This window comes from Peijinzhouia sedimentorum (genome assembly GCF_049340005.1).
GTDB lineage: Bacteria > Bacteroidota > Bacteroidia > Cytophagales > Cyclobacteriaceae > CAXBDP01.
In genome coordinates this window covers 89,257-107,121 of record NZ_JBMPIY010000004.1, presented here as the reverse complement: position 1 = coordinate 107,121, position 17,865 = coordinate 89,257, and the positions used below count along the sequence as shown (strand labels likewise).

Below are 17,865 nucleotides of genomic sequence, written 5' to 3'. Positions count from 1 at the left end.
CTTTTACGAAATATGGCTGGAATTTACATACATATTCCCTTTTGCAAACAAGCTTGCCACTATTGTGACTTTCATTTTAGTACAAGTTTGGCGCAAAAAGAGGAAATGATACAAGCCTTGATGCATGAATTGCATGTACGCAAAAACTACCTCCAAGGACAACCCATCTCCAGTATCTACTTTGGTGGAGGTACGCCATCTATTTTGTCGGTAGCGGAAATTGAGCGGATTATAGAGGCTATCCAATCCAATTTTGCGTTGGAGCAAAATACAGAAATCACGCTCGAAGCAAATCCTGATGATATCAATCTACAAAAAGCAAATGACTGGTATCAGGCTGGGATCAACCGCTTGAGTATTGGAATTCAGAGCTTTGATGAGGGGATACTGAAATGGATGAATCGTGCACATTCAGCGAAGGAAGCTTTGGAAGCGATGGAAAATGTGCGTTTGGCAGGTTTTGAGAATATTAGTATTGATCTGATTTACGGTGTACCACAACCTAACCATGAAAAATGGCGGGAGGATTTGACTTTGGCTATGCAATTTAAGCCCGAGCATATTAGCTCGTATAGCCTCACCATCGAAGAGAAGACAGCCTTTGGCAATTGGGTACGAAAGGGCAAAATGCGCAAACCCGAAGATGACTTTGCCGCTGTGCAATACGAAATGCTAGTCGAAACCCTCAGACAAAATAGCTACGAGCAATACGAGGTATCCAACTTTTGCCATTCGGAAAATTATTCGCGCCATAATAGCTCCTATTGGCTACAGCAGCATTATTTGGGCATTGGTCCCAGTGCACATTCTTACGACGGGCAGTCGAGACAATGGAATGTCGCCAGCAATACTAAATACCTGAAATTACTACAAAGCGGAGGAGATTATTTCCAAAGGGAGGTATTAAGTGAAAGTGATAAAGTGAATGATTACTTGTTGACTGCCTTGAGAACTCGCTGGGGCTTAGATTATGATAAATTAAGAACTGAATTTCAGCTTGGTACCGATTGGCCGGGATGGGAAAACTTCGCTACCTTAATAGCGCAAAAATTGGCTGAACCTACCGAAAAAGGAATCCGCTTAAGCTCAAGCGGGAGGTTAATGGCCGATGCAATTACATCCAAACTTTTCGTTGATTCTATATGATTACACATTTCGATTTTGTGCATGGTACTGATTTGTATCGCGCAGACATTAGCAAACCATTAGAAATCGGCATTCCATTGCAGCATGGTGCCCAAAACCCCAACTGCTACTGGGCTGACGATCCGAAATTGGAAACCATTCGCATGGGTGATTTTGTAGGGAGTGTGGCAGAAGGAGGGCCTGTGAATTATCAAAAATTCACTTTCAGCCCACACGGCAACGGTACCCATACAGAATGCTACGGTCATATTAGTAATGATAGTGCCAGTACTGCTTATTTGATAAAGGATTTTCATTCTATGTGTCGTGTAGTTTCTGTGGAGCCCGAATCGATAAATGGCGATATGGTAATTACACTTGCAGCCTTCAAAGCTGAACTTGATAGAATAGATAGCGAAGCCATTGCCATTCGTACTATGCCAAATGGAGTTAATAAAATCACAAGAAAATATAGCGGAACAAATCCGCCTTACCTCGATTCTGCTCTTACAGCTTATTTAGCTAAGCATCAGGTGATTCACTTATTGGTAGACTTGCCAAGTGTGGACAAAGAAGTAGATGGAGGAGCACTTTTGGCACACAAGGCTTTTTGGCAATTTCCCAAGCAACCTCGCAAACAAGCAACCATCACCGAATTAATATATATACCTAATCACCTAGAGGACGGTCGATATTTACTAAATTTGCAACTGACAACACTGGTGGCGGATGCAAGTCCCTCCCGCCCAATTTTATTTCCTATAAGCAAACTCACTCATGGCATTTGATAAAAACCTCTTTAAGCGATCTGCACAAACAGCCCAGCCACTGAAGGAGGTTTTCCGTGAATTCCTGCGTCGTTATCAAATCGACCAAAAGTTTGACGAGACATATTTGATTGTTTTCTGGGAAAAAATAATGGGGCCAACCATTGCCAATCGTACCAGCAAGCTCTATATCAGAGATAAAGTGCTATTTGTTACACTCAATTCGGCGCCATTAAAGCAAGAACTTTCTCATTCGAAAAGCACCATTTTGGGACTTTTCGAAAAGGAAGTTGGTCGTGGTGTAGTTAATGATATTGTGTTTCATTAGTTATGAAGTTACTATTAATACAAACCGGCGGCACAATTGACAAGGATTATCCAAAATCTACAGGAGCTTATGCTTTTGAAATAATGGATCCGGCTTTCGATAAAATTTTATCTAAGGTCAAGTTTTCGCCTTCATTTGAAGTAATTTCCTTTTGCAAAAAGGATAGCCAAGATATCACAGCATTTGACCGGGCTAATCTTCGCAAACTGATTGTGGAGCGGGAGGAAACAAAAGTGCTAATAACACATGGCACTGATACCATGGTAGAAACGGCGAAAGCCTTACAAAATATTGGTAGCAAAACGATCATTATCACAGGATCGCATTTGCCGGCTACTTTTAAAGGAACTGATGCCGATTTTCAGCTAGGTTTTGCTATTGCAGCCATGCAGTTGGCTTCGGAGGGATGTTATATTGCCATGAACGGGCGATTGATTCCAGCCGCAAACTGTGGAAGAGATTTAGAAACAGGACAATTTATTCAAACACCTTGAGACTACACCGATCATTAGTTCATGCAGTAGCCGATGCGCTGCGGTATGTATTTGAAGATAATCACAAAGCAGATAAAGTTGTGGAGAGGATTTTACGATCCAACCCAAGATGGGGCTCTCGTGACAGAGGTTTTATAGCCGAAAACACTTACGATATGGTAAGGCATTGGCGCAGAATTACTGAGGCCATAGACTTCCCATCACCAAGTTACGAACAGATATTTGCCGTTTGGTGGATTCTCAATGGAAGAGATTTGCCTGATTGGCCGGAGCTGAAAGGCGTAAATCGCAAAAATGTATTGGCCAATGATCGTGAAAATCAAAAAGTCCGTGCTATTCGTGAATCATTACCCGACTGGCTCGATCAGCTCGGCGAGTCTGAACTTGGCACCAAATGGGACAGAGAATTGCGTGCGCTCAATGAGCCAGCCGAACTGGTATTGCGTGTAAACTCCCTCAAAGCCAATAGAAATGGCGTAGAGTACTTTTTCCACGATATAGATGTGAATACCAGTAGAGTGAATGGTGCGGATGATGCGCTAATCCTCGACAAAAGAGTAAATGTATTTCGTACAGACGCTTTTAAAGATGGTTGGATTGAGGTGCAAGATGCTTCATCGCAAAAGGTAGCGCCATTTGTACAAGTGGAGCCTGGCATGAGAGTAATCGATGCCTGCGCTGGAGGTGGAGGCAAAAGTTTGCACTTGGCCGCCTTGATGGAAAATAAGGGCAAAATCCTCGCATTGGATACCGAAGAATGGAAGCTCAAAAACTTAAGATCGCGTGCTTCGCGTGGAGGAATAGATATCATTGAATGTAGAACCATCGACAATGCTAAGGCGATAAAGAGATTGAATAATACCGCAGATCGAGTATTGTTGGATGTGCCTTGCAGTGGCTTAGGTGTGCTTAAAAGAAATCCAGATGCTAAATGGAAACTGACGCCGGAAATGCTTGAGGAGGTAAAAGCTACACAAGCCAATATATTGCAAGATTACTCAGCTATGGTAAAAGCGGGCGGTAAATTGGTGTATGCTACTTGCAGCATTCTTCCATCAGAGAATGTAGATCAGGTATTCAAATTTCTCGAAAAGAATCCAGACTTCAGCCTAGAAGAGCAACGCGAAATTTGGCCTTCTGAAGGTTTCGATGGCTTCTTTATGGCTAGGATGGTGAAGAAGGGGTAAATGTGGATAATGTTTCCATTGAGGGGATCTCAATGGAAACCAAAGTCTAACAAGATAATTTTCAGCTCGTTAGCATTAATATCGTATTTCTTATAATTTTGAACTAAGATAAGATTGTATGACAGAATCAAATCAAAATATTGCAATTCAGCAGACTAACAAGCAGGATCAATGGTTTGAAGAGATGATTAATTCCATTAGAATTGATCAATTACAAATACAAACGAATACTGCATCTGAACAGAAAGCTAGGATGTACTCTAATTTTATTGAGGGAAAACATTCTGAAATATTTTCTGATTTAAGAAATAGAAGTTCTCAATATTTTATTGAAGAATTAGTCAAAAAGTTTATTTCAGAACTGAATGATCGAAAAGTGATAACCAACCAACTTGCCTTTGATTTAAGTGATGCAAAAGTCCTAGTTTGGGCGGAAATTAACGATTATGATGAGACTTCTGAGAATGGATTAATTCTAGCAGAAGCCAAGACCAATGCAGAATTTTCAAATTTTGGATTTCATATTTCATCAACTATCGTTGAACAAGGAGACAAGCTTTCAGTACCACCGCATTATTCCTCAATTAAAAATTAGGTTTGGCCTCATTTAATGAACATATCAAGCAAGCCAAAAGTAATCTCAATTTTCTCGATTTAGTTAACAAAATAAGAGCCAATCACACTGGGATTGGCAAGTTACAATTTGTTTTTATACTGCTGTCCATTTAATAAACGCACACATTGCTAGGAGGGCAAATCAACATTATCGCTCACACGAGTTGGTAAATAACTCCGTCAATCCTTATAACAAAACTTCCGTAACACGTTTATCAGAAGAACTTTATGTTTCATATATGAAGCTCCAAAATCTTTCAAGAAGAGCTCGATACCTTTGTCATGATGATCCAAAAAATCATGACACAAATGCCTTTCTAACTTACGATAAACATTTTTTAAAAGCGATTATCAATTTGGATAAAATTCTAGGTTTTATAGCTAAAGAATATTCAATTCAGTTTTTAAGGCTCAGTTTAGATTGTATTGAGTTAAAGAAAAGGAAGTTTGAATTTTTCGAGACTAATTGATTTGTTTCAATAAAGCTGTTTTGAAGGCGAAACTTAATTAGAAGGGATTTGTATAAAATTAAATCCATTGAACCAACATGGGAAACCCGATTAGAAATTTCATTACTTCAGTTCCATAGAAATCATTAAGAAGAAATTAGACGTTACAATTATTACTTGAATCAGCAATTTTAATCTGAGTCTAAATTTTCTGTCAAAAGAATCAGATCTCTTTCATTTGCTTTGTAATCAATTGAAATGGGGCGTTGAAATGAAATATTAATCTCACATCCTTATTCATCAACCCCAACTTCCAAACCACCTAATTTGGAAGCTATAAAGTTATAGATTAATGCCATGATGGCTCCCATGATAAAACCGATTGCTCCATACAAAATCGGAAACATTAGCACCATAAAAATTCCTAATCCACCTGAAATTCCAATATCAGAGAATTCAGTGGATGGTAATGACCCTACGATGAAAATTATCAAGCCATAGATAACGCCAAAAATAAGGCCTAGACCAGCAGTAATAAGCCCATAAATTTTGGCTGCCGAAACAACGCCGATTCTTTTGATTTTTACGATTTTATTCATTTTTTTAATTGTTTGATGCAACAAAATATAAAGATCATTAGGTAAAGCCAAGCTTTAAGCTAAAGAATCTCTTTTACCTCCCGCATTTCTCCCTTCTGAATATGTTTCATAAAACCCAACTCAAAAAAAAATCGCAACCAATTGTGGCTGCGATTTCCTTGCTCTATTTTTCTATTAATATATTATCAAACATGAACATGTCTTTCAGCATGATACGAAGAACGAACCAAAGGTCCTGATTCTACATATTTGATCCCTCTTTTCAAACCTTCTTCTTTGAAGAACTCAAACTTATCAGGATGCACAAATTCTTGTACTTCGTAATGCATTTTGGTCGGCTGTAAGTATTGGCCTAATGTCAATATATCGAGACTTTGAGCTGCTAAATCGTCCATTAGTTTGAAAACCTCTTCGTCTGTTTCGCCCAAACCGAGCATCGCTCCTGATTTGCTACGCTTGCCAAATTCTTTGATTCTCCTGAGCTCTTCTAAGCTACGATCGTATTTGGCTTGAGGGCGTACTCTGCGATAGAGGCCTTCCACGGTTTCCATATTGTGCGAAACTACTTCTTGTCCTGCGCTTATCATTCTTTCTAATGCTGCCCAGTTGCCTTTCACATCTGGAATCAAGGTTTCGATGGTGGTTTCAGGCGAAAGTTTCTTGGTTTCTACTACTGTTTGATACCATATTTCGGCACCACGATCTTTCAATTCATCTCTATTTACTGAAGTAAGCACTGCATGCTTCACACCCATCAATTTAATTGCTTCGGCAACTCTTCTAGGCTCATCCTGATCATATTCAGGCGGACGGCCAGTAGCTACAGCGCAGAATGTACAACTTCGAGTACATACATTGCCCAATATCATAAAAGTAGCTGTGCCAGCACCCCAGCATTCACCCATATTCGGGCAATTTCCACTTTCGCAGATGGTATGTAATTTATATTGATCAACGAGCTTTCTTACCTTGGCATATTCTTTACCTACAGGAAGTTTTACTCTCAGCCAGTTGGGCTTTTTGTTGGCTCGTTGAGATTTTTCTTCTGAAACTACGGGTAATTCTATCATTCCTTCTTATTTGCTACAAAGGTACACAATTTAGAAAATTTAGGTTCCGACTATTTCCGCCAGCCGAAGTAAAGAGAAATGTAAGCTGAAGAGTAGAAGTTGCGATTCTCAGCAGTCGGAATAATGATGATATCTTCTCTAAAGCCTTCTACCATTAGGCCAGCTTCAATACCAGTAATATTAGAGCGGAAGGTTCCAAATTCAAAATTAACACCTGCTTTGGCATGTGCACCTATTTTTAATTCAGATTCACCAAGCCCACGCAGCAAGCCCCCATTGCCCAATATATTATTCTGATTTGCATGAGTTTCCGGATCGAAAGGCACGCGTACACTAGTTACTGGTCCTGTAGCATACTCAATATAATATGGTGAAACCATACCTATGGTTGGGCCAACGGCACCTAATACTGAAACCTGCACTCCTTGCTTTTGAGCTTTGCGAAACAGCAAATACTCCGCTCCATAATTTGGACGTATAGAATAGAGGTAGTTTTGTTTGCCCCAGATATAGCTATTTCCTATAAATGTGGTGTAGCGCACCTCTTTTGGGTGCTTCACATTCGACAACTCAAGCCCGAAACTCTCTGTCAGTTTCTCACTCTTCACTCGATTGTATCGAAATATAAAACCGCCAATCAATCCTCCATTTGTGTTTTTATTTACACCATAGATTATTTCCGAAGAATAATTCTCTGTGGGTCTAGTTTGGGCATATAGACCACTCGACATGAAGAGCACTAAGGCTACAATCAATATAGATTTGTTGTACATTGGGCTGCTTGTCTTTAATTTGTTAACAAAGTACGTAATTTTGAAAAACACTAAAAAGGAGTAATAGGTTTATGATCACAATACAATCAAAATACTTAGGTGGCTTACGTACTCAAGCTACACATGTTAAGTCGGGAAATCAATTAATTACCGACGCGCCTGTTGACAATAATGGAAAAGGCGAAGCATTTTCTCCAACTGATACCGTTTGTGCGGCATTAGGCAGCTGTATGATGACCATAATGGGAATAATGGCCGAAAGAAAAGGCATCAATATGGAAGATATGACAATGGATATTACCAAGGAAATGTCAGCTACCCCAAGAAAAATTTCTAGAATCATTATAGATTTTAATTGGCCAAATGCTCCAAAAGAAGAAGTTGAGAGAGAGAAATTTAGAAAAGCTGCCCTCACTTGTCCCGTTGCGCTCAGCCTAGATCCTGCAATTGAGCAAATAGTGAATTTCAATTTCTAGCATTCACCTTTGAACAAAAAGCGGGAGGGAAACGAGTCTTACCATAGCCTTAATTTTGGTCAACCTAAGAAGTTGAATTATCATTAAAAGTAAAGAGGGTCTGAAGACCCTCCTTACTTAACAAACCTAAACTCAAAACAAAAAACTAATCACAATCATACGTGTAATTGGTATTTGCAGTGGTAGTAGTACCTCCCGCTGTGATTACAGAATTACTAGTTCTTAGCAAACCATTTCCATCAATTGTATTGGTTTGATCTAAAATTACATTGCCTGTAGCATCTCTACCAATAAGCTTGACTGGCAAACAATTTTGATACGTAAGTACAGTGCTGCTATTTAATGATCCATCTGCATTGAAATTTCTTTGTAATTGGAAATTACCTTGCGCATCATAATTCTCATAAGTCACATATCCTTCTAACACTCCTGTAGCTGAGAATTCTGAATCTTTCGTCCTCCTAGTGCTATTGCCATCATATTCAGTTGTAGTATATCCTTGCAGCACATTCGATCCATTAAAGTTGGATAGCTTAACTACTCTTCCTAACCCATCATATTCAAGGGTGTTTATAACGCTTATCGTCGTAAACCCAAAGAATGTAGCAGAAGTAGTTTGCTTAATATTTTGGCCTTGAGCATTATATTCATAATCTGTAGTTGTGACAACACCACTTGTATTGGTAACCAATTTGGAAATTACCTTTTGGCCATTAATAGTTGTGTAAGTGTAGTCCACGGTTATAGTTGCTCCACTAGAGTTTGTTACTGTACGAGTCACATAGCAGTTTGGTAAGTCGCAATCACCACCTCCACCAACAGTTTCTGGAGCTACGCTGATTGTTGTAGCTGGGCTAGTTGTTTCACCACCTTCTCCTGTAGCGCGCAATGTCACCTGCCAGCTACCTTCCGATGGGAATTGTATCACTGGGTTTGTTTCAGTAGAAGTGAATGTATTATCCATCATTCTGCCTCCTGCTCCTCCAGGAAGTGTAAATGTCCATAAATAGCTAGTTGCATTTTGACTTGTATTGGTAAATGTGACATCCTCACCAGCTTCAGGGTTTTGTGGACTATAAGTGAAAGTAGCTGTTGGAGCAGCTGTCGCCGCACTCACTACTACCGTTTTACTAATTTCATCTGTACCACCAGCTCCAGTTGCTACAAGCGTTATTTCATAACTGCCTGCTGTCGCAAAGGTATATTTCGGATTTGCTTCTGTTGAGCTAAAGCCCGCTGGAACAGAACTCCATTGATAACTTGTCGCATTCGTACTCGCATTAGTAAATGTTACTTCTTGGCCTTCCGTTGGAGTAGCAGGGCTAAAGCTAAAGTCTGCATTAGGTGCAGCAGCGGCAGCACTTATTACTACTGTTTTACTGATTTCATCTGTTCCACCAGCACCAGTTGCCACAAGTGTGATTTCATAACTGCCAGCCGTCGCAAAGGTATATTTTGGATTTGCATCTGTTGAGCTAAAGCCCGCTGGATCGGAACTCCATTGGTAGCTTGTTGCATTTGTACTAGCATTGGTGAATGTTACTTCTTGACCTTCTGTTGGAGTAGCAGGACTAAAACTAAAGTCTGCATTTGGAGTTGCGGTAGCTGCACTCACTACCACATTTTTGCTTACCGAAATGGAGCTGCCCAACCCAGTTACCTTCAATGTAACCTCATAGGTCCCAGCCGCTGCAAAAGTATATTTTGGATTTGCCTCGGTAGAACTAAAGCCTGCTGGAACCGAACTCCATTCGAAGCTAACAGCATTGGTACTCACACTTGTAAAAGTCACCTCTTGACCTGCTGTAGGGTTGGAAGGACTAAAACTAAAATCTACCGTTGGAGCTGGTGCAGTTACCACTATAGTTTGCGTGCTTTCATCACTTCCACCTGCACCTGTGGCTACTAATTTAACTTCATAGCTGCCAGGAGTTGCGAATGTATATTTTGGATTTGCTTCTGTTGAGCTAAAGCCAGCAGGAACAGAGCTCCACTGGTAACTCGTCGCATTTTGACTTGTATTAGTAAATGTAACTTCTTGGCCTATTAATGGGTTGCTTGGGCTGAAATTAAAGCTTGCAATTGGATCTAAATCGGCAACTACTACATTTTGGGTAAGCGATTCGCTACCGCCTGGGCCAGTAGCCGTGAGGGTCACTGCATAGGTGCCAGCCGTTGCGAATTGATGCTGAGGATTCTCTGCGGTAGAAGTAAAGCCTGCTGGAACAGATGACCACGCATAAGTTGTAGCATTTACAGTTGTGTTAGTAAAGGTTACAGTTTCATTGATTTTTGGTGCGGTTGGAGCAAAACTAAATCCTACCACTGGAGCATCAGCCGTGACGGTAATGGCTTTGGTTTCAGTCACTGTACCGCCTGGGCCCGTTGCCTCCAATGTAATTTGATAAGTGCCAGTTGCACTAAATGTATGCTGTGGATTAGCTTGTGTAGAGCTAAATCCAGCAGGATTTGAACTCCATGCATAACTGGTAACATTTGCTACGGTGCTCGTAAATGCTACACTTTGTCCAACTTTTGGATTGGCAGGAGTAAAACTAAAATCCGCAGTAGGTGCAGGAGCAGCTACTGTGATGGTTTTACTCGTTTGGCTAGTGCCACCAGGGCCTGTTACACTCAAGTTAATTGTATAGCTTCCCGCAGTTGCAAATGTATAGGTAGGATTGGCTGCGGTCGATGTAAATCCGGCCGGATTGCTTGACCATGAATAACTTGTAGCATTTGTCACAGTAGAAGTAAAACTCACTTGCTGTCCAGCGACTGGATCAGTAGGTGAGAAACTAAAATCTACCGTTGGCTTAGGGGTAGTATCTTCTTCGCTGCCTCCTGAGTCGCATGAAAAAATGACAAAAATGGAGGCTAGTAAAAGTAGGAGATAGGGTATTTTACGCTGCATGGTATGAGTATTTAGGCTATTAAAATTAATGCAATTTATAATGATTAATTATAGCCTTAAATACCCTGATCACGGTATATTTAAGTGGGAGGCAATTACATGTTCTTCCTCCCGCTGTTTTCTCCAAAAAACTCTAATACGCTAATAACTGCTCAAGCTTAGTTTTCAACCTATCAACTGGCAGAAAATTCTTCTCTAGTGGAGGAGCGAAAGGTATAGGCGTATCCAAACTTGCTTCTCGCATTACCGGTGCATCCAAATACTCAAAACAATGTTCATTTACCCAAGCGGCTATTTCTGCTCCAATGCCTCCTGTGAGCGTATCCTCATGCAGCACTAATACTTTACCTGTTTTCTTCACAATCTGGGCTACGGTCTGCTTATCCCAAGGCAATAAAGTCCGCAAATCAAGCACGGCAACAGATAATTCCGGTGATTCATTCAGTAGGTTCAATGCCCAATGCACGCCCATTCCATAGGTAATAATCACGGCATCATTTCCTTCTCTGGCAATGGCAGCTTTGCCTACTTCTACCGTGTAATACTCCTCAGGAACTTGTCCGGCCAGTGACCTGTAGAGTGCTTTGTGCTCGAAGTATAAATAGGGATTTGGATCCTCAATGGCGGCATTCAAAAGTCCTTTTGCATCGCGAGGATTGGAAGGATAAACAATCTTAAGTCCGGGTGTATGAAAAAACCAAGCTTCATTCGACTGGCTGTGAAAAGGCCCTGCTGCAACGCCAGCTCCACTTGGCATCCGTACCACTACGTCGGCATTTTGCCCCCAACGCCAATGGATTTTTGCCAGATTATTCACAATCTGATTGAATCCGCAGGTCACAAAATCTGCAAACTGCATCTCTACCATGGCCTTTTGCCCTTTGATTGATAAGCCCAATCCCACACCAATAATAGCCGATTCGCAAAGCGGCGTGTTGCGCACTCGATCACGGCCAAATTTATCTACAAAGCCTTCGGTGATTTTAAAAACTCCGCCATAATCTCCAATGTCCTGTCCCATCAAAACCAGCTCTGGATACTTCTCCATACTTTGTTGCAATCCTTGAGAGATAGCATCTACAAATCGCAATTCTTGCGTTTTATCCGATTTTGGCTCAATCACCACTTGGGTATGCTCAGCAAATAAGTCAGCATATTCGCGGGAGGAATCTGCAACTGGCATTGGCTCTGCATAGGCCTGCTCCAATCCCATTTCGATTTCTCTTTTTATTTCTGCTCTTATTTCTTGCTCTAGCTCATAGGTAAGTGCCCCATTTTGTTTTAGGAAGCGTTCATAGTTTTCTACCGGATCTTTCTTTGCCCAATGCTCCATTAGTTCGTTGGGCACGTATTTGGTGCCAGACGCCTCTTCATGCCCACGCATACGGAATGTATTTGCTTCGATGATTATCGGTCTTGGGTTTTTGCGAATATCCTTGGCAAGCTTATCTACCAAACTATACACTGCGAGCACATTATTCCCATCTACACTATGCGCTTCAATTCCATATGCTGGGCCTTTGTCTATAAAGGATTTGAATTTGAATTGCTCCGAACTTGGTGTAGATAGCCCGTAGCCATTATTTTCGATCATAAAGATTACTGGCAAATCCCAAACAGCAGCCACATTTAGCGCTTCGTGAAAATCGCCTTCGCTACTGGCACCATCACCTGTGAATACGAGGACGGCATTTTTCTCGCTTTTCAATTTATGCGCTAGTCCAATTCCATCTGCCAAGGCCATTTGTGGCCCAAGGTGGGAAATCATTCCTACGATATTGTGCTCCTTGGCACCAAAGTGAAATGAGCGATCGCGCCCTTTGGTATAGCCATGATCTTTGCCTTGAAACTGCGCAAAAAGCTTATCCAATGGCATATTGCGGCCGGTGAATATGCCTAAGTTGCGGTGCATTGGCAGGATGTATTCTTCCTCCCGCATACACAAAACTGCTCCTACCGACACAGCTTCTTGTCCGATGCCCGAAAACCATTTACTGATTTTGCCCTGACGAAGTAAAATCAACATTTTCTCCTCGATCATACGAGGCTTCAAGAGGGTCCTATATATTTCTAATAAACGCTTTTTCGAAAAACCTTTATCTACAAAATTCATTTCTATTTGCATGGCTTAAAGATAAAGCAAGGTTTTGGCCGTACAAAAAACAAGCTTCTGATATTTTCTGTAGGAGCTATGTTGAATGATAGGTAAATTTACAGCAATGATTAAATATGAATATTTTCAATTAGATAATGGCTTGGATGTATATGTGCATCAAGACCCAAGTACACCCATGGCCGTGCTTAATCTTTTATACAAAGTAGGCTCTCGAAATGAGCATCCTGATAAGACAGGTTTTGCGCATTTGTTTGAGCACTTGATGTTTGGTGGCTCCAAGCATATAGCGGAATTTGACTCGCCTTTGCAAAATGTAGGTGGTGATAATAACGCCTTTACTAGTCCAGATATCACCAATTATTATATAACCATTCCATCTGCCAATTTAGAAACTGCCTTTTGGTTGGAGTCAGATAGAATGTTGTCACTTAGCTTCGATCCGAAAGTATTGGAAGTACAACGAAAAGTGGTCATTGAAGAGTTTAAACAGCGATATTTAAACCAGCCTTATGGCGATGTATGGCTCAAATTGCGACCGTTAGCTTATGAAGTTCACCCGTATAATTGGGCAACTATTGGCAAAGATATTTCGCATATTGAAGAGGCAACCATGCAGGATGTACAAGATTTCTTCTTCAAACATTATCGTCCAAACAATGCTATTTTAGTGATCTCGGGTGATGTGGAAATGCAGGAAGTGAAAAGACTTGCAGAGAAATATTTTGGGCCAATACCTGCGGGGCCAGCATTGGACAAAACTTTACCTAAAGAACCTAAGCAACGCGAGAAAAAGGAATTGCATGTTGAAGCAGCAGTACCAATAGATGCTTGGTACAGAGTGTATCATATACCGGGCAGGATGGATCCGGGCTATCATGCGGCGGATTTGCTAAGCGATATTATTGGTAGAGGAAAATCAACTGAATTGTATCAAATATTAGTGAAGGAAAAGCAATTGCTTAATTCATTTTCGGCATTCGTTACGGGTTCGGTAGATCCAGGCTTATTGGTCATCAATGGCAAATTGAACGATGGCGTTACTTTCGAGGAAGTAGAGCGGGAGGTTGATGCATTTATTGAGCAATGCAAAAATCAGATAATTGAAGAAGACCTAGAGCGGGTAAAAAACCAAGCGATGGCTACCATCGAATTTGGTGAAATTGATCTGCTCAATCGCTCCATGGCCTTGGCCTATGCCGCTATGTTGGGCAATCCAGATTTGGTAAATACCGAAAAGGATGAGATTCAGCAATTGACTACGGCAGATATTGTAAAAGCAGCCAATGATATACTAAGGCCTGAAAACTCAACAACTCTATATTACAAAGCAAAACAAACCGAATATGCATCATAGAATTGGCTTTGGCTACGACGTGCACCAAGTGGAGGAAGGCCGTCCCTTCTGGATTGGTGGCATTCAAATACCGCATACGCATGGCGCAGTCGGCCATTCCGATGCCGATGTATTAATCCACACTATTTGCGATGCTCTTTTGGGTGCTGCAAATTTGCGAGATATCGGTTATCATTTTTCGGATAAAGACCCTCAATACAAAGGAATTGATAGCAAAATATTGTTGAAAGATGTGATGCTTTTGCTTCGTGAGAAAAACTATGAAGTGGGCAATATCGACGCAACAATTGTATTGGAAACGCCCAAAATAAACCCGCATGTGGATGCCATAAAAGCTTGCTTATCAGAAGTAATGGCAGTAGCTGAAGATGATATTTCCATAAAAGCCACCACTAATGAGCGGATGGGTTTTGTCGGTCGTGAAGAAGGCGTTGCCTGCTATGCTGTTTGTTTGATTTACAAAGTAGAAGGCTTAGAGAACAATTAAATCCACAATTTCCTTGTCAGATGGAGATTAAGGTTATCCAAACAGAAGACGGCTCACATTCCTTGTATCGTCCTGATATTATGGAGAGCTATCATAGTTTTCATGGAGCATTGCAAGAGTCTGTTCATGTGTATATCAAAGCGGGTTTGGATGAATTTGCTTCCCGAAATGTAGGCACTATACAGGTTTTTGAAGTAGGTTTTGGTACGGGTCTTAATGCGCTTCTTACTTGGCAATGGGCCATAGAAAATAAGCGGGAGGTAGTTTATACGACTATTGAGCCTTATCCGCTAACAGAAGAAATTTGGTCGCAACTCAATTTTGCCCAAAGCTTCTCCAATCCTATTGAGAGCCAGAAAATATTTGAGCAATTACACGCATGTGATTGGGAACAAACAAACCAAATTCATCCAAACTTTCAGTTTACAAAAAACCAGTCAAAGCTTGAGGATTTTATTCTAGCAAACAATAGATTTCATGTTGTTTTCTTTGATGCATTTGCCCCGAAAAAGCAACCGGAATTATGGGAAGAAACTGCTCTGAAAAAGGTCTTTGACAGTATGCAACCAAAGGGCATTTTAACGACTTATTGTGCCCAAGGTCAATTTCAGAGAACACTCCAATCTGCTGGTTTTGAAGTAGAAAGAATTGCCGGGCCACGAGGCAAAAAGCATATGGTACGAGGAATAAAGATGGAGAAATAATGCAGTTTTAAGTAAGGGTACTCTAAAATTTATTCTTCATCCAGACCATCATCTAAAAACTTTGGCGGGAGGTTTTTATTGGTTTTTACTCCCAGGCTTTTCATGTTCTCAGCCCTACGAACCAAATTCCCACGACCGGTGCTTAGTTTATTAATAGCACTATCGTAACTCTCTTGGGTTTGACGAATTCGCTCACCTATTTTTTCCAAATCTTCCGCAAAACCAACAAACTTATCGTACAAGTCTCCACCCTGCTTGGCAATTTCAGCTGCATTCTGGCTTTGGTATTCTTGGCGCCAAATGGAGGCAATAGTTCTTAAAGTTGCTAGTAATGTTGTAGGACTTACAATCACAATATTGCGAGAGAAAGAATCTGTAAAAAGATCAGGATCATGCTGAACAGCTAATGAAAATGCGGGCTCAATTGGGATGAAAAGTAAGACAAAATCTAAACCGTCTCCATTGCCATTCATTGAATAGTTTTTGTCGCTTAGGCCTTTCACATGCGCTCGCACAGATAAAATATGCTGCTTAATCCAGCCAGCTTTTCTGTCATCTTCCTCTTCGCTCACTAATCGCTCGTAGGCCACAAGTGAAACTTTAGAATCGACTATTATCTTTTTATTTTCTGGCAGTTTGATGATAACATCAGGTTGTAATCTCCGACCATCTTCTGTACGTACGCTCTCTTGCGTAAAATACTCTCTGTCCTTTACAAGCCCAGATTTCTCCAAAACGCTTTCAAGAATCATTTCGCCCCAGTTTCCTTGCGTTTTTTGCTCACCTTTAAGTGCTTTGGTAAGGTTCTCGGCTTCCTTACTCATTTTCTGATTGAGCTCCTTCAAATAATTAAGCTGCTCACGCAAAGCACTGTTTCCTTCCAAGCTATCCTTATTGGCCTTTTCTACCTTCGTGCTAAAATCAAGAAGTTTTACTCTCAGTGGGTCTAGCATTTTGTTAATGCTTTCCTCGCTTTGGAGTTTGAATTTATGTGCCTTCTCATCGAAGATCCTGTTAGCCAAATTATCGAATTGCTCAGTAAATCGCTTTTGGATTTCGGTGATTTCTGCTTTTTGCTCTTTGAGTCGATCTTGCAGCGATCTTTGCTCGGCCTCTTTTGTAGCAAGTGTGGTTTTTAGCTCGGTAAGCTCAAGATTTTTTTGATGGCGCTCTTGCTTCAGCAATTCGTTATCTGCGCTCAAGCTTGTTACCTGCTGTTCGGCAACACGAGCTTGGGTTTTGGCTTCGTTCAGCTTGCGGTTAATACTCACATAAGCGATAAGAAATCCGCCCAATCCTCCCGCTATTATTCCGATGATGATGCTAGTAATATCCAAATCCTTTTTTGTGATTAAGTTAAAGCCTTTGCTTTCTGTTTGCAAGAAGGAGATTTGTTTATTGGCTCTCACCAATATGTGTACCTATTAAGTTGCCCTAAAAAAAGAAAGCCTGAAAGTCTCTTCAAGCTAACTGTAGACAAAAACAATCAACCTTATTTTAAGGCTTCTAAAGCATTCATTATATCCTTTGCACTTGCCCTTTTTCTGTAGTCCGGGTCGAAATGTCTCCATACAATTTCGCCTTTTTGGTTGATCACAAAGGTAGCTGGGATGGGAAGTCTGTCTGAGTCATCCGTATTTGCTTCAGAAAGATTGGCATCCAGTCTTTCGTTGTAGGCATCAATACTCGCTTGATCAGGTAGGAAAGTCACATCAAAGGCATTGGATATACGATAGGCCTCATCATATAGCAGGCTAAATTCAGCCTCAGTTTTGGTCGCCATCGACTTAAGATAGGGTGGCTGCTCCGGAGCAATAGCAATCAATCGAGCACCTGAAGATTCGATCAAGGCCAAGCTATCTTGTAGCTGCCCAAGATGTCTATTACAAACAGGACACCATTGACCCCTGTAGAAAATAATCACTACCGGTCCTTTGGCTAATTGTTCAGAAAGACGAAATTCCTTATCAAATTGATCAGAGGCAGTGAAATCTTCCACCTGTGCACCTACAGGGAGTCCTTTTGCTTCATTTACCCTTTTAAAGGTTTGTGCTTCTACATTCGATTGTAAAGCCGATCCAAACGCAAGTATCGTTATTAGTAATACTATTTTACTCAACATATTTAATAAATTTAATTTGATGTACGACTTTACTAATTTGAGACTTTTTCCTTGAACAGTTTTTGAGTGCGTTTTATTCATTCTTTTCAGAATTATTCAATTTGCACGTCCTAATCCACTAAAGACAATTAACAGAAAGAAGTGGAAATGGTGCTAAGTTCCTCCACTTCTAGCTATGTTTAAGACCTTGATTTGACTCCTCAAAATCATTGAACATGCCGAAAGAACCTGCTTTAATCCTTAATTAGAACGATATTGTGCTCCATTAGATAAAAAAAGACCCAC

General features: G+C 40.8%; 17 protein-coding genes. 10 read left to right on the top strand and 7 right to left on the bottom strand.

All coding sequences use genetic code 11. The features are described 5' to 3' along the window. Positions 1-12: 12 nt before the first annotated feature. From hemW to ACOXY8_RS07765, 6 genes are all read left to right on the top strand, one after another. Complete coding sequence (hemW, locus tag ACOXY8_RS07790; RefSeq protein ID WP_458331004.1) at positions 13-1,146, top strand: radical SAM family heme chaperone HemW; 1,134 nt, start codon at positions 13-15, stop codon at positions 1,144-1,146. Further along, a complete protein-coding gene (locus ACOXY8_RS07785; RefSeq protein WP_458331003.1) occupies positions 1,143-1,913 on the top strand; it encodes a cyclase family protein in 771 nt (256 codons plus the stop codon). Before hemW ends, ACOXY8_RS07785 begins: the two co-directional genes overlap by 4 nt. Then, on the top strand, positions 1,903-2,220 hold the full coding sequence (locus ACOXY8_RS07780) for a DUF721 domain-containing protein (protein ID WP_458331002.1): 318 nt from the start codon (positions 1,903-1,905) through the stop codon (positions 2,218-2,220). Before ACOXY8_RS07785 ends, ACOXY8_RS07780 begins: the two co-directional genes overlap by 11 nt. Positions 2,221-2,222: 2 nt before the next feature. Further along, complete coding sequence (locus tag ACOXY8_RS07775) at positions 2,223-2,714, top strand: asparaginase domain-containing protein (RefSeq protein ID WP_458331001.1); 492 nt, start codon at positions 2,223-2,225, stop codon at positions 2,712-2,714. Further along, positions 2,711-3,901 (top strand): RsmB/NOP family class I SAM-dependent RNA methyltransferase, encoded by a 1,191-nt coding sequence (locus ACOXY8_RS07770; protein WP_458331000.1) that lies wholly within the window; start codon positions 2,711-2,713, stop codon positions 3,899-3,901. The genes ACOXY8_RS07775 and ACOXY8_RS07770 overlap by 4 nt, the downstream gene beginning before the upstream one ends. Positions 3,902-4,019: 118 nt before the next feature. Continuing rightward, positions 4,020-4,496, top strand: a complete 477-nt coding sequence (locus tag ACOXY8_RS07765) for a hypothetical protein (RefSeq protein WP_458330999.1) — start codon at positions 4,020-4,022, stop codon at positions 4,494-4,496. 762 nt (positions 4,497-5,258) lie between these two features. Here ACOXY8_RS07765 and ACOXY8_RS07760 read toward each other — a convergent pair. From ACOXY8_RS07760 to ACOXY8_RS07750, 3 genes are all read right to left on the bottom strand, one after another. Next, positions 5,259-5,564: a hypothetical protein gene (locus tag ACOXY8_RS07760; RefSeq protein WP_458330998.1), complete on the bottom strand. Its 306-nt coding sequence runs from the start codon at positions 5,562-5,564 to the stop codon at positions 5,259-5,261. Between the two features lie 185 nt (positions 5,565-5,749). Beyond that, on the bottom strand, positions 5,750-6,634 hold the full coding sequence (lipA, locus tag ACOXY8_RS07755; protein ID WP_458330997.1) for a lipoyl synthase: 885 nt from the start codon (positions 6,632-6,634) through the stop codon (positions 5,750-5,752). A gap of 50 nt (positions 6,635-6,684) precedes the next feature. Further along, the gene (locus tag ACOXY8_RS07750; RefSeq protein WP_458330996.1) at positions 6,685-7,407 is read right to left on the bottom strand and encodes a hypothetical protein; all 723 of its coding nucleotides are present in this window, start codon (positions 7,405-7,407) and stop codon (positions 6,685-6,687) included. A 71-nt stretch (positions 7,408-7,478) separates the two neighbouring features. Between ACOXY8_RS07750 and ACOXY8_RS07745 the strand changes: the two genes are divergently transcribed. Next, positions 7,479-7,883, top strand: a complete 405-nt coding sequence (locus ACOXY8_RS07745) for an OsmC family protein (protein WP_458330995.1) — start codon at positions 7,479-7,481, stop codon at positions 7,881-7,883. A gap of 145 nt (positions 7,884-8,028) precedes the next feature. Here ACOXY8_RS07745 and ACOXY8_RS07740 read toward each other — a convergent pair whose 3' ends face one another. Together ACOXY8_RS07740 and ACOXY8_RS07735 are read right to left on the bottom strand one after the other, a co-directional pair. Continuing rightward, positions 8,029-10,797: a PKD domain-containing protein gene (locus ACOXY8_RS07740; RefSeq protein WP_458330994.1), complete on the bottom strand. Its 2,769-nt coding sequence runs from the start codon at positions 10,795-10,797 to the stop codon at positions 8,029-8,031. Between the two features lie 133 nt (positions 10,798-10,930). After that, positions 10,931-12,910, bottom strand: a complete 1,980-nt coding sequence (locus ACOXY8_RS07735; RefSeq protein ID WP_458330993.1) for an alpha-ketoacid dehydrogenase subunit alpha/beta — start codon at positions 12,908-12,910, stop codon at positions 10,931-10,933. A 106-nt stretch (positions 12,911-13,016) separates the two neighbouring features. Between ACOXY8_RS07735 and ACOXY8_RS07730 the strand changes: the two genes are divergently transcribed. The 3 genes from ACOXY8_RS07730 to mnmD are packed head-to-tail and all read left to right on the top strand — an operon-like array spanning position 13,017 to position 15,458. Then, entirely contained in the window at positions 13,017-14,267 is a 1,251-nt protein-coding gene (locus ACOXY8_RS07730; protein WP_458330992.1) for a M16 family metallopeptidase, read from the top strand. Continuing rightward, positions 14,257-14,754, top strand: a complete 498-nt coding sequence (gene ispF / locus ACOXY8_RS07725) for a 2-C-methyl-D-erythritol 2,4-cyclodiphosphate synthase (RefSeq protein WP_458330991.1) — start codon at positions 14,257-14,259, stop codon at positions 14,752-14,754. Before ACOXY8_RS07730 ends, ispF begins: the two co-directional genes overlap by 11 nt. A gap of 20 nt (positions 14,755-14,774) precedes the next feature. Beyond that, positions 14,775-15,458, top strand: coding sequence for a tRNA (5-methylaminomethyl-2-thiouridine)(34)-methyltransferase MnmD (gene mnmD / locus ACOXY8_RS07720; protein ID WP_458330990.1), 684 nt, complete (start codon positions 14,775-14,777; stop codon positions 15,456-15,458). 29 nt (positions 15,459-15,487) lie between these two features. On the opposite strand, the gene rmuC is transcribed toward mnmD, so the two are convergent. Continuing rightward, on the bottom strand, positions 15,488-16,840 hold the full coding sequence (gene rmuC / locus ACOXY8_RS07715; RefSeq protein ID WP_458330989.1) for a DNA recombination protein RmuC: 1,353 nt from the start codon (positions 16,838-16,840) through the stop codon (positions 15,488-15,490). 110 nt (positions 16,841-16,950) lie between these two features. Further along, positions 16,951-17,580 (bottom strand): peroxiredoxin-like family protein, encoded by a 630-nt coding sequence (locus tag ACOXY8_RS07710; protein WP_458330988.1) that lies wholly within the window; start codon positions 17,578-17,580, stop codon positions 16,951-16,953. Positions 17,581-17,865: the final 285 nt, after the last annotated feature.

Excerpts from the sequence above, each read along its gene's own strand:
- hemW (WP_458331004.1), top strand. The coding sequence starts at position 13 with ATGGCTGGAATTTACATACATATTCCCTTTTGCAAACAAGCTTGCCAC.
- ACOXY8_RS07785 (WP_458331003.1), top strand. The coding sequence starts at position 1,143 with ATGATTACACATTTCGATTTTGTGCATGGTACTGATTTGTATCGCGCA.
- ACOXY8_RS07780 (WP_458331002.1), top strand. The coding sequence starts at position 1,903 with ATGGCATTTGATAAAAACCTCTTTAAGCGATCTGCACAAACAGCCCAG.
- ACOXY8_RS07775 (WP_458331001.1), top strand. The coding sequence starts at position 2,223 with ATGAAGTTACTATTAATACAAACCGGCGGCACAATTGACAAGGATTAT.
- ACOXY8_RS07765 (WP_458330999.1), top strand. The coding sequence starts at position 4,020 with ATGACAGAATCAAATCAAAATATTGCAATTCAGCAGACTAACAAGCAG.
- ACOXY8_RS07760 (WP_458330998.1), bottom strand. The coding sequence starts at position 5,564 with ATGAATAAAATCGTAAAAATCAAAAGAATCGGCGTTGTTTCGGCAGCC.
- lipA (WP_458330997.1), bottom strand. The coding sequence starts at position 6,634 with ATGATAGAATTACCCGTAGTTTCAGAAGAAAAATCTCAACGAGCCAAC.
- ACOXY8_RS07750 (WP_458330996.1), bottom strand. The coding sequence starts at position 7,407 with ATGTACAACAAATCTATATTGATTGTAGCCTTAGTGCTCTTCATGTCG.
- ACOXY8_RS07745 (WP_458330995.1), top strand. The coding sequence starts at position 7,479 with ATGATCACAATACAATCAAAATACTTAGGTGGCTTACGTACTCAAGCT.
- ACOXY8_RS07740 (WP_458330994.1), bottom strand. The coding sequence starts at position 10,797 with ATGCAGCGTAAAATACCCTATCTCCTACTTTTACTAGCCTCCATTTTT.
- ACOXY8_RS07735 (WP_458330993.1), bottom strand. The coding sequence starts at position 12,910 with ATGAATTTTGTAGATAAAGGTTTTTCGAAAAAGCGTTTATTAGAAATA.
- ACOXY8_RS07730 (WP_458330992.1), top strand. The coding sequence starts at position 13,017 with ATGATTAAATATGAATATTTTCAATTAGATAATGGCTTGGATGTATAT.
- ispF (WP_458330991.1), top strand. The coding sequence starts at position 14,257 with ATGCATCATAGAATTGGCTTTGGCTACGACGTGCACCAAGTGGAGGAA.
- mnmD (WP_458330990.1), top strand. The coding sequence starts at position 14,775 with ATGGAGATTAAGGTTATCCAAACAGAAGACGGCTCACATTCCTTGTAT.
- ACOXY8_RS07710 (WP_458330988.1), bottom strand. The coding sequence starts at position 17,580 with ATGTTGAGTAAAATAGTATTACTAATAACGATACTTGCGTTTGGATCG.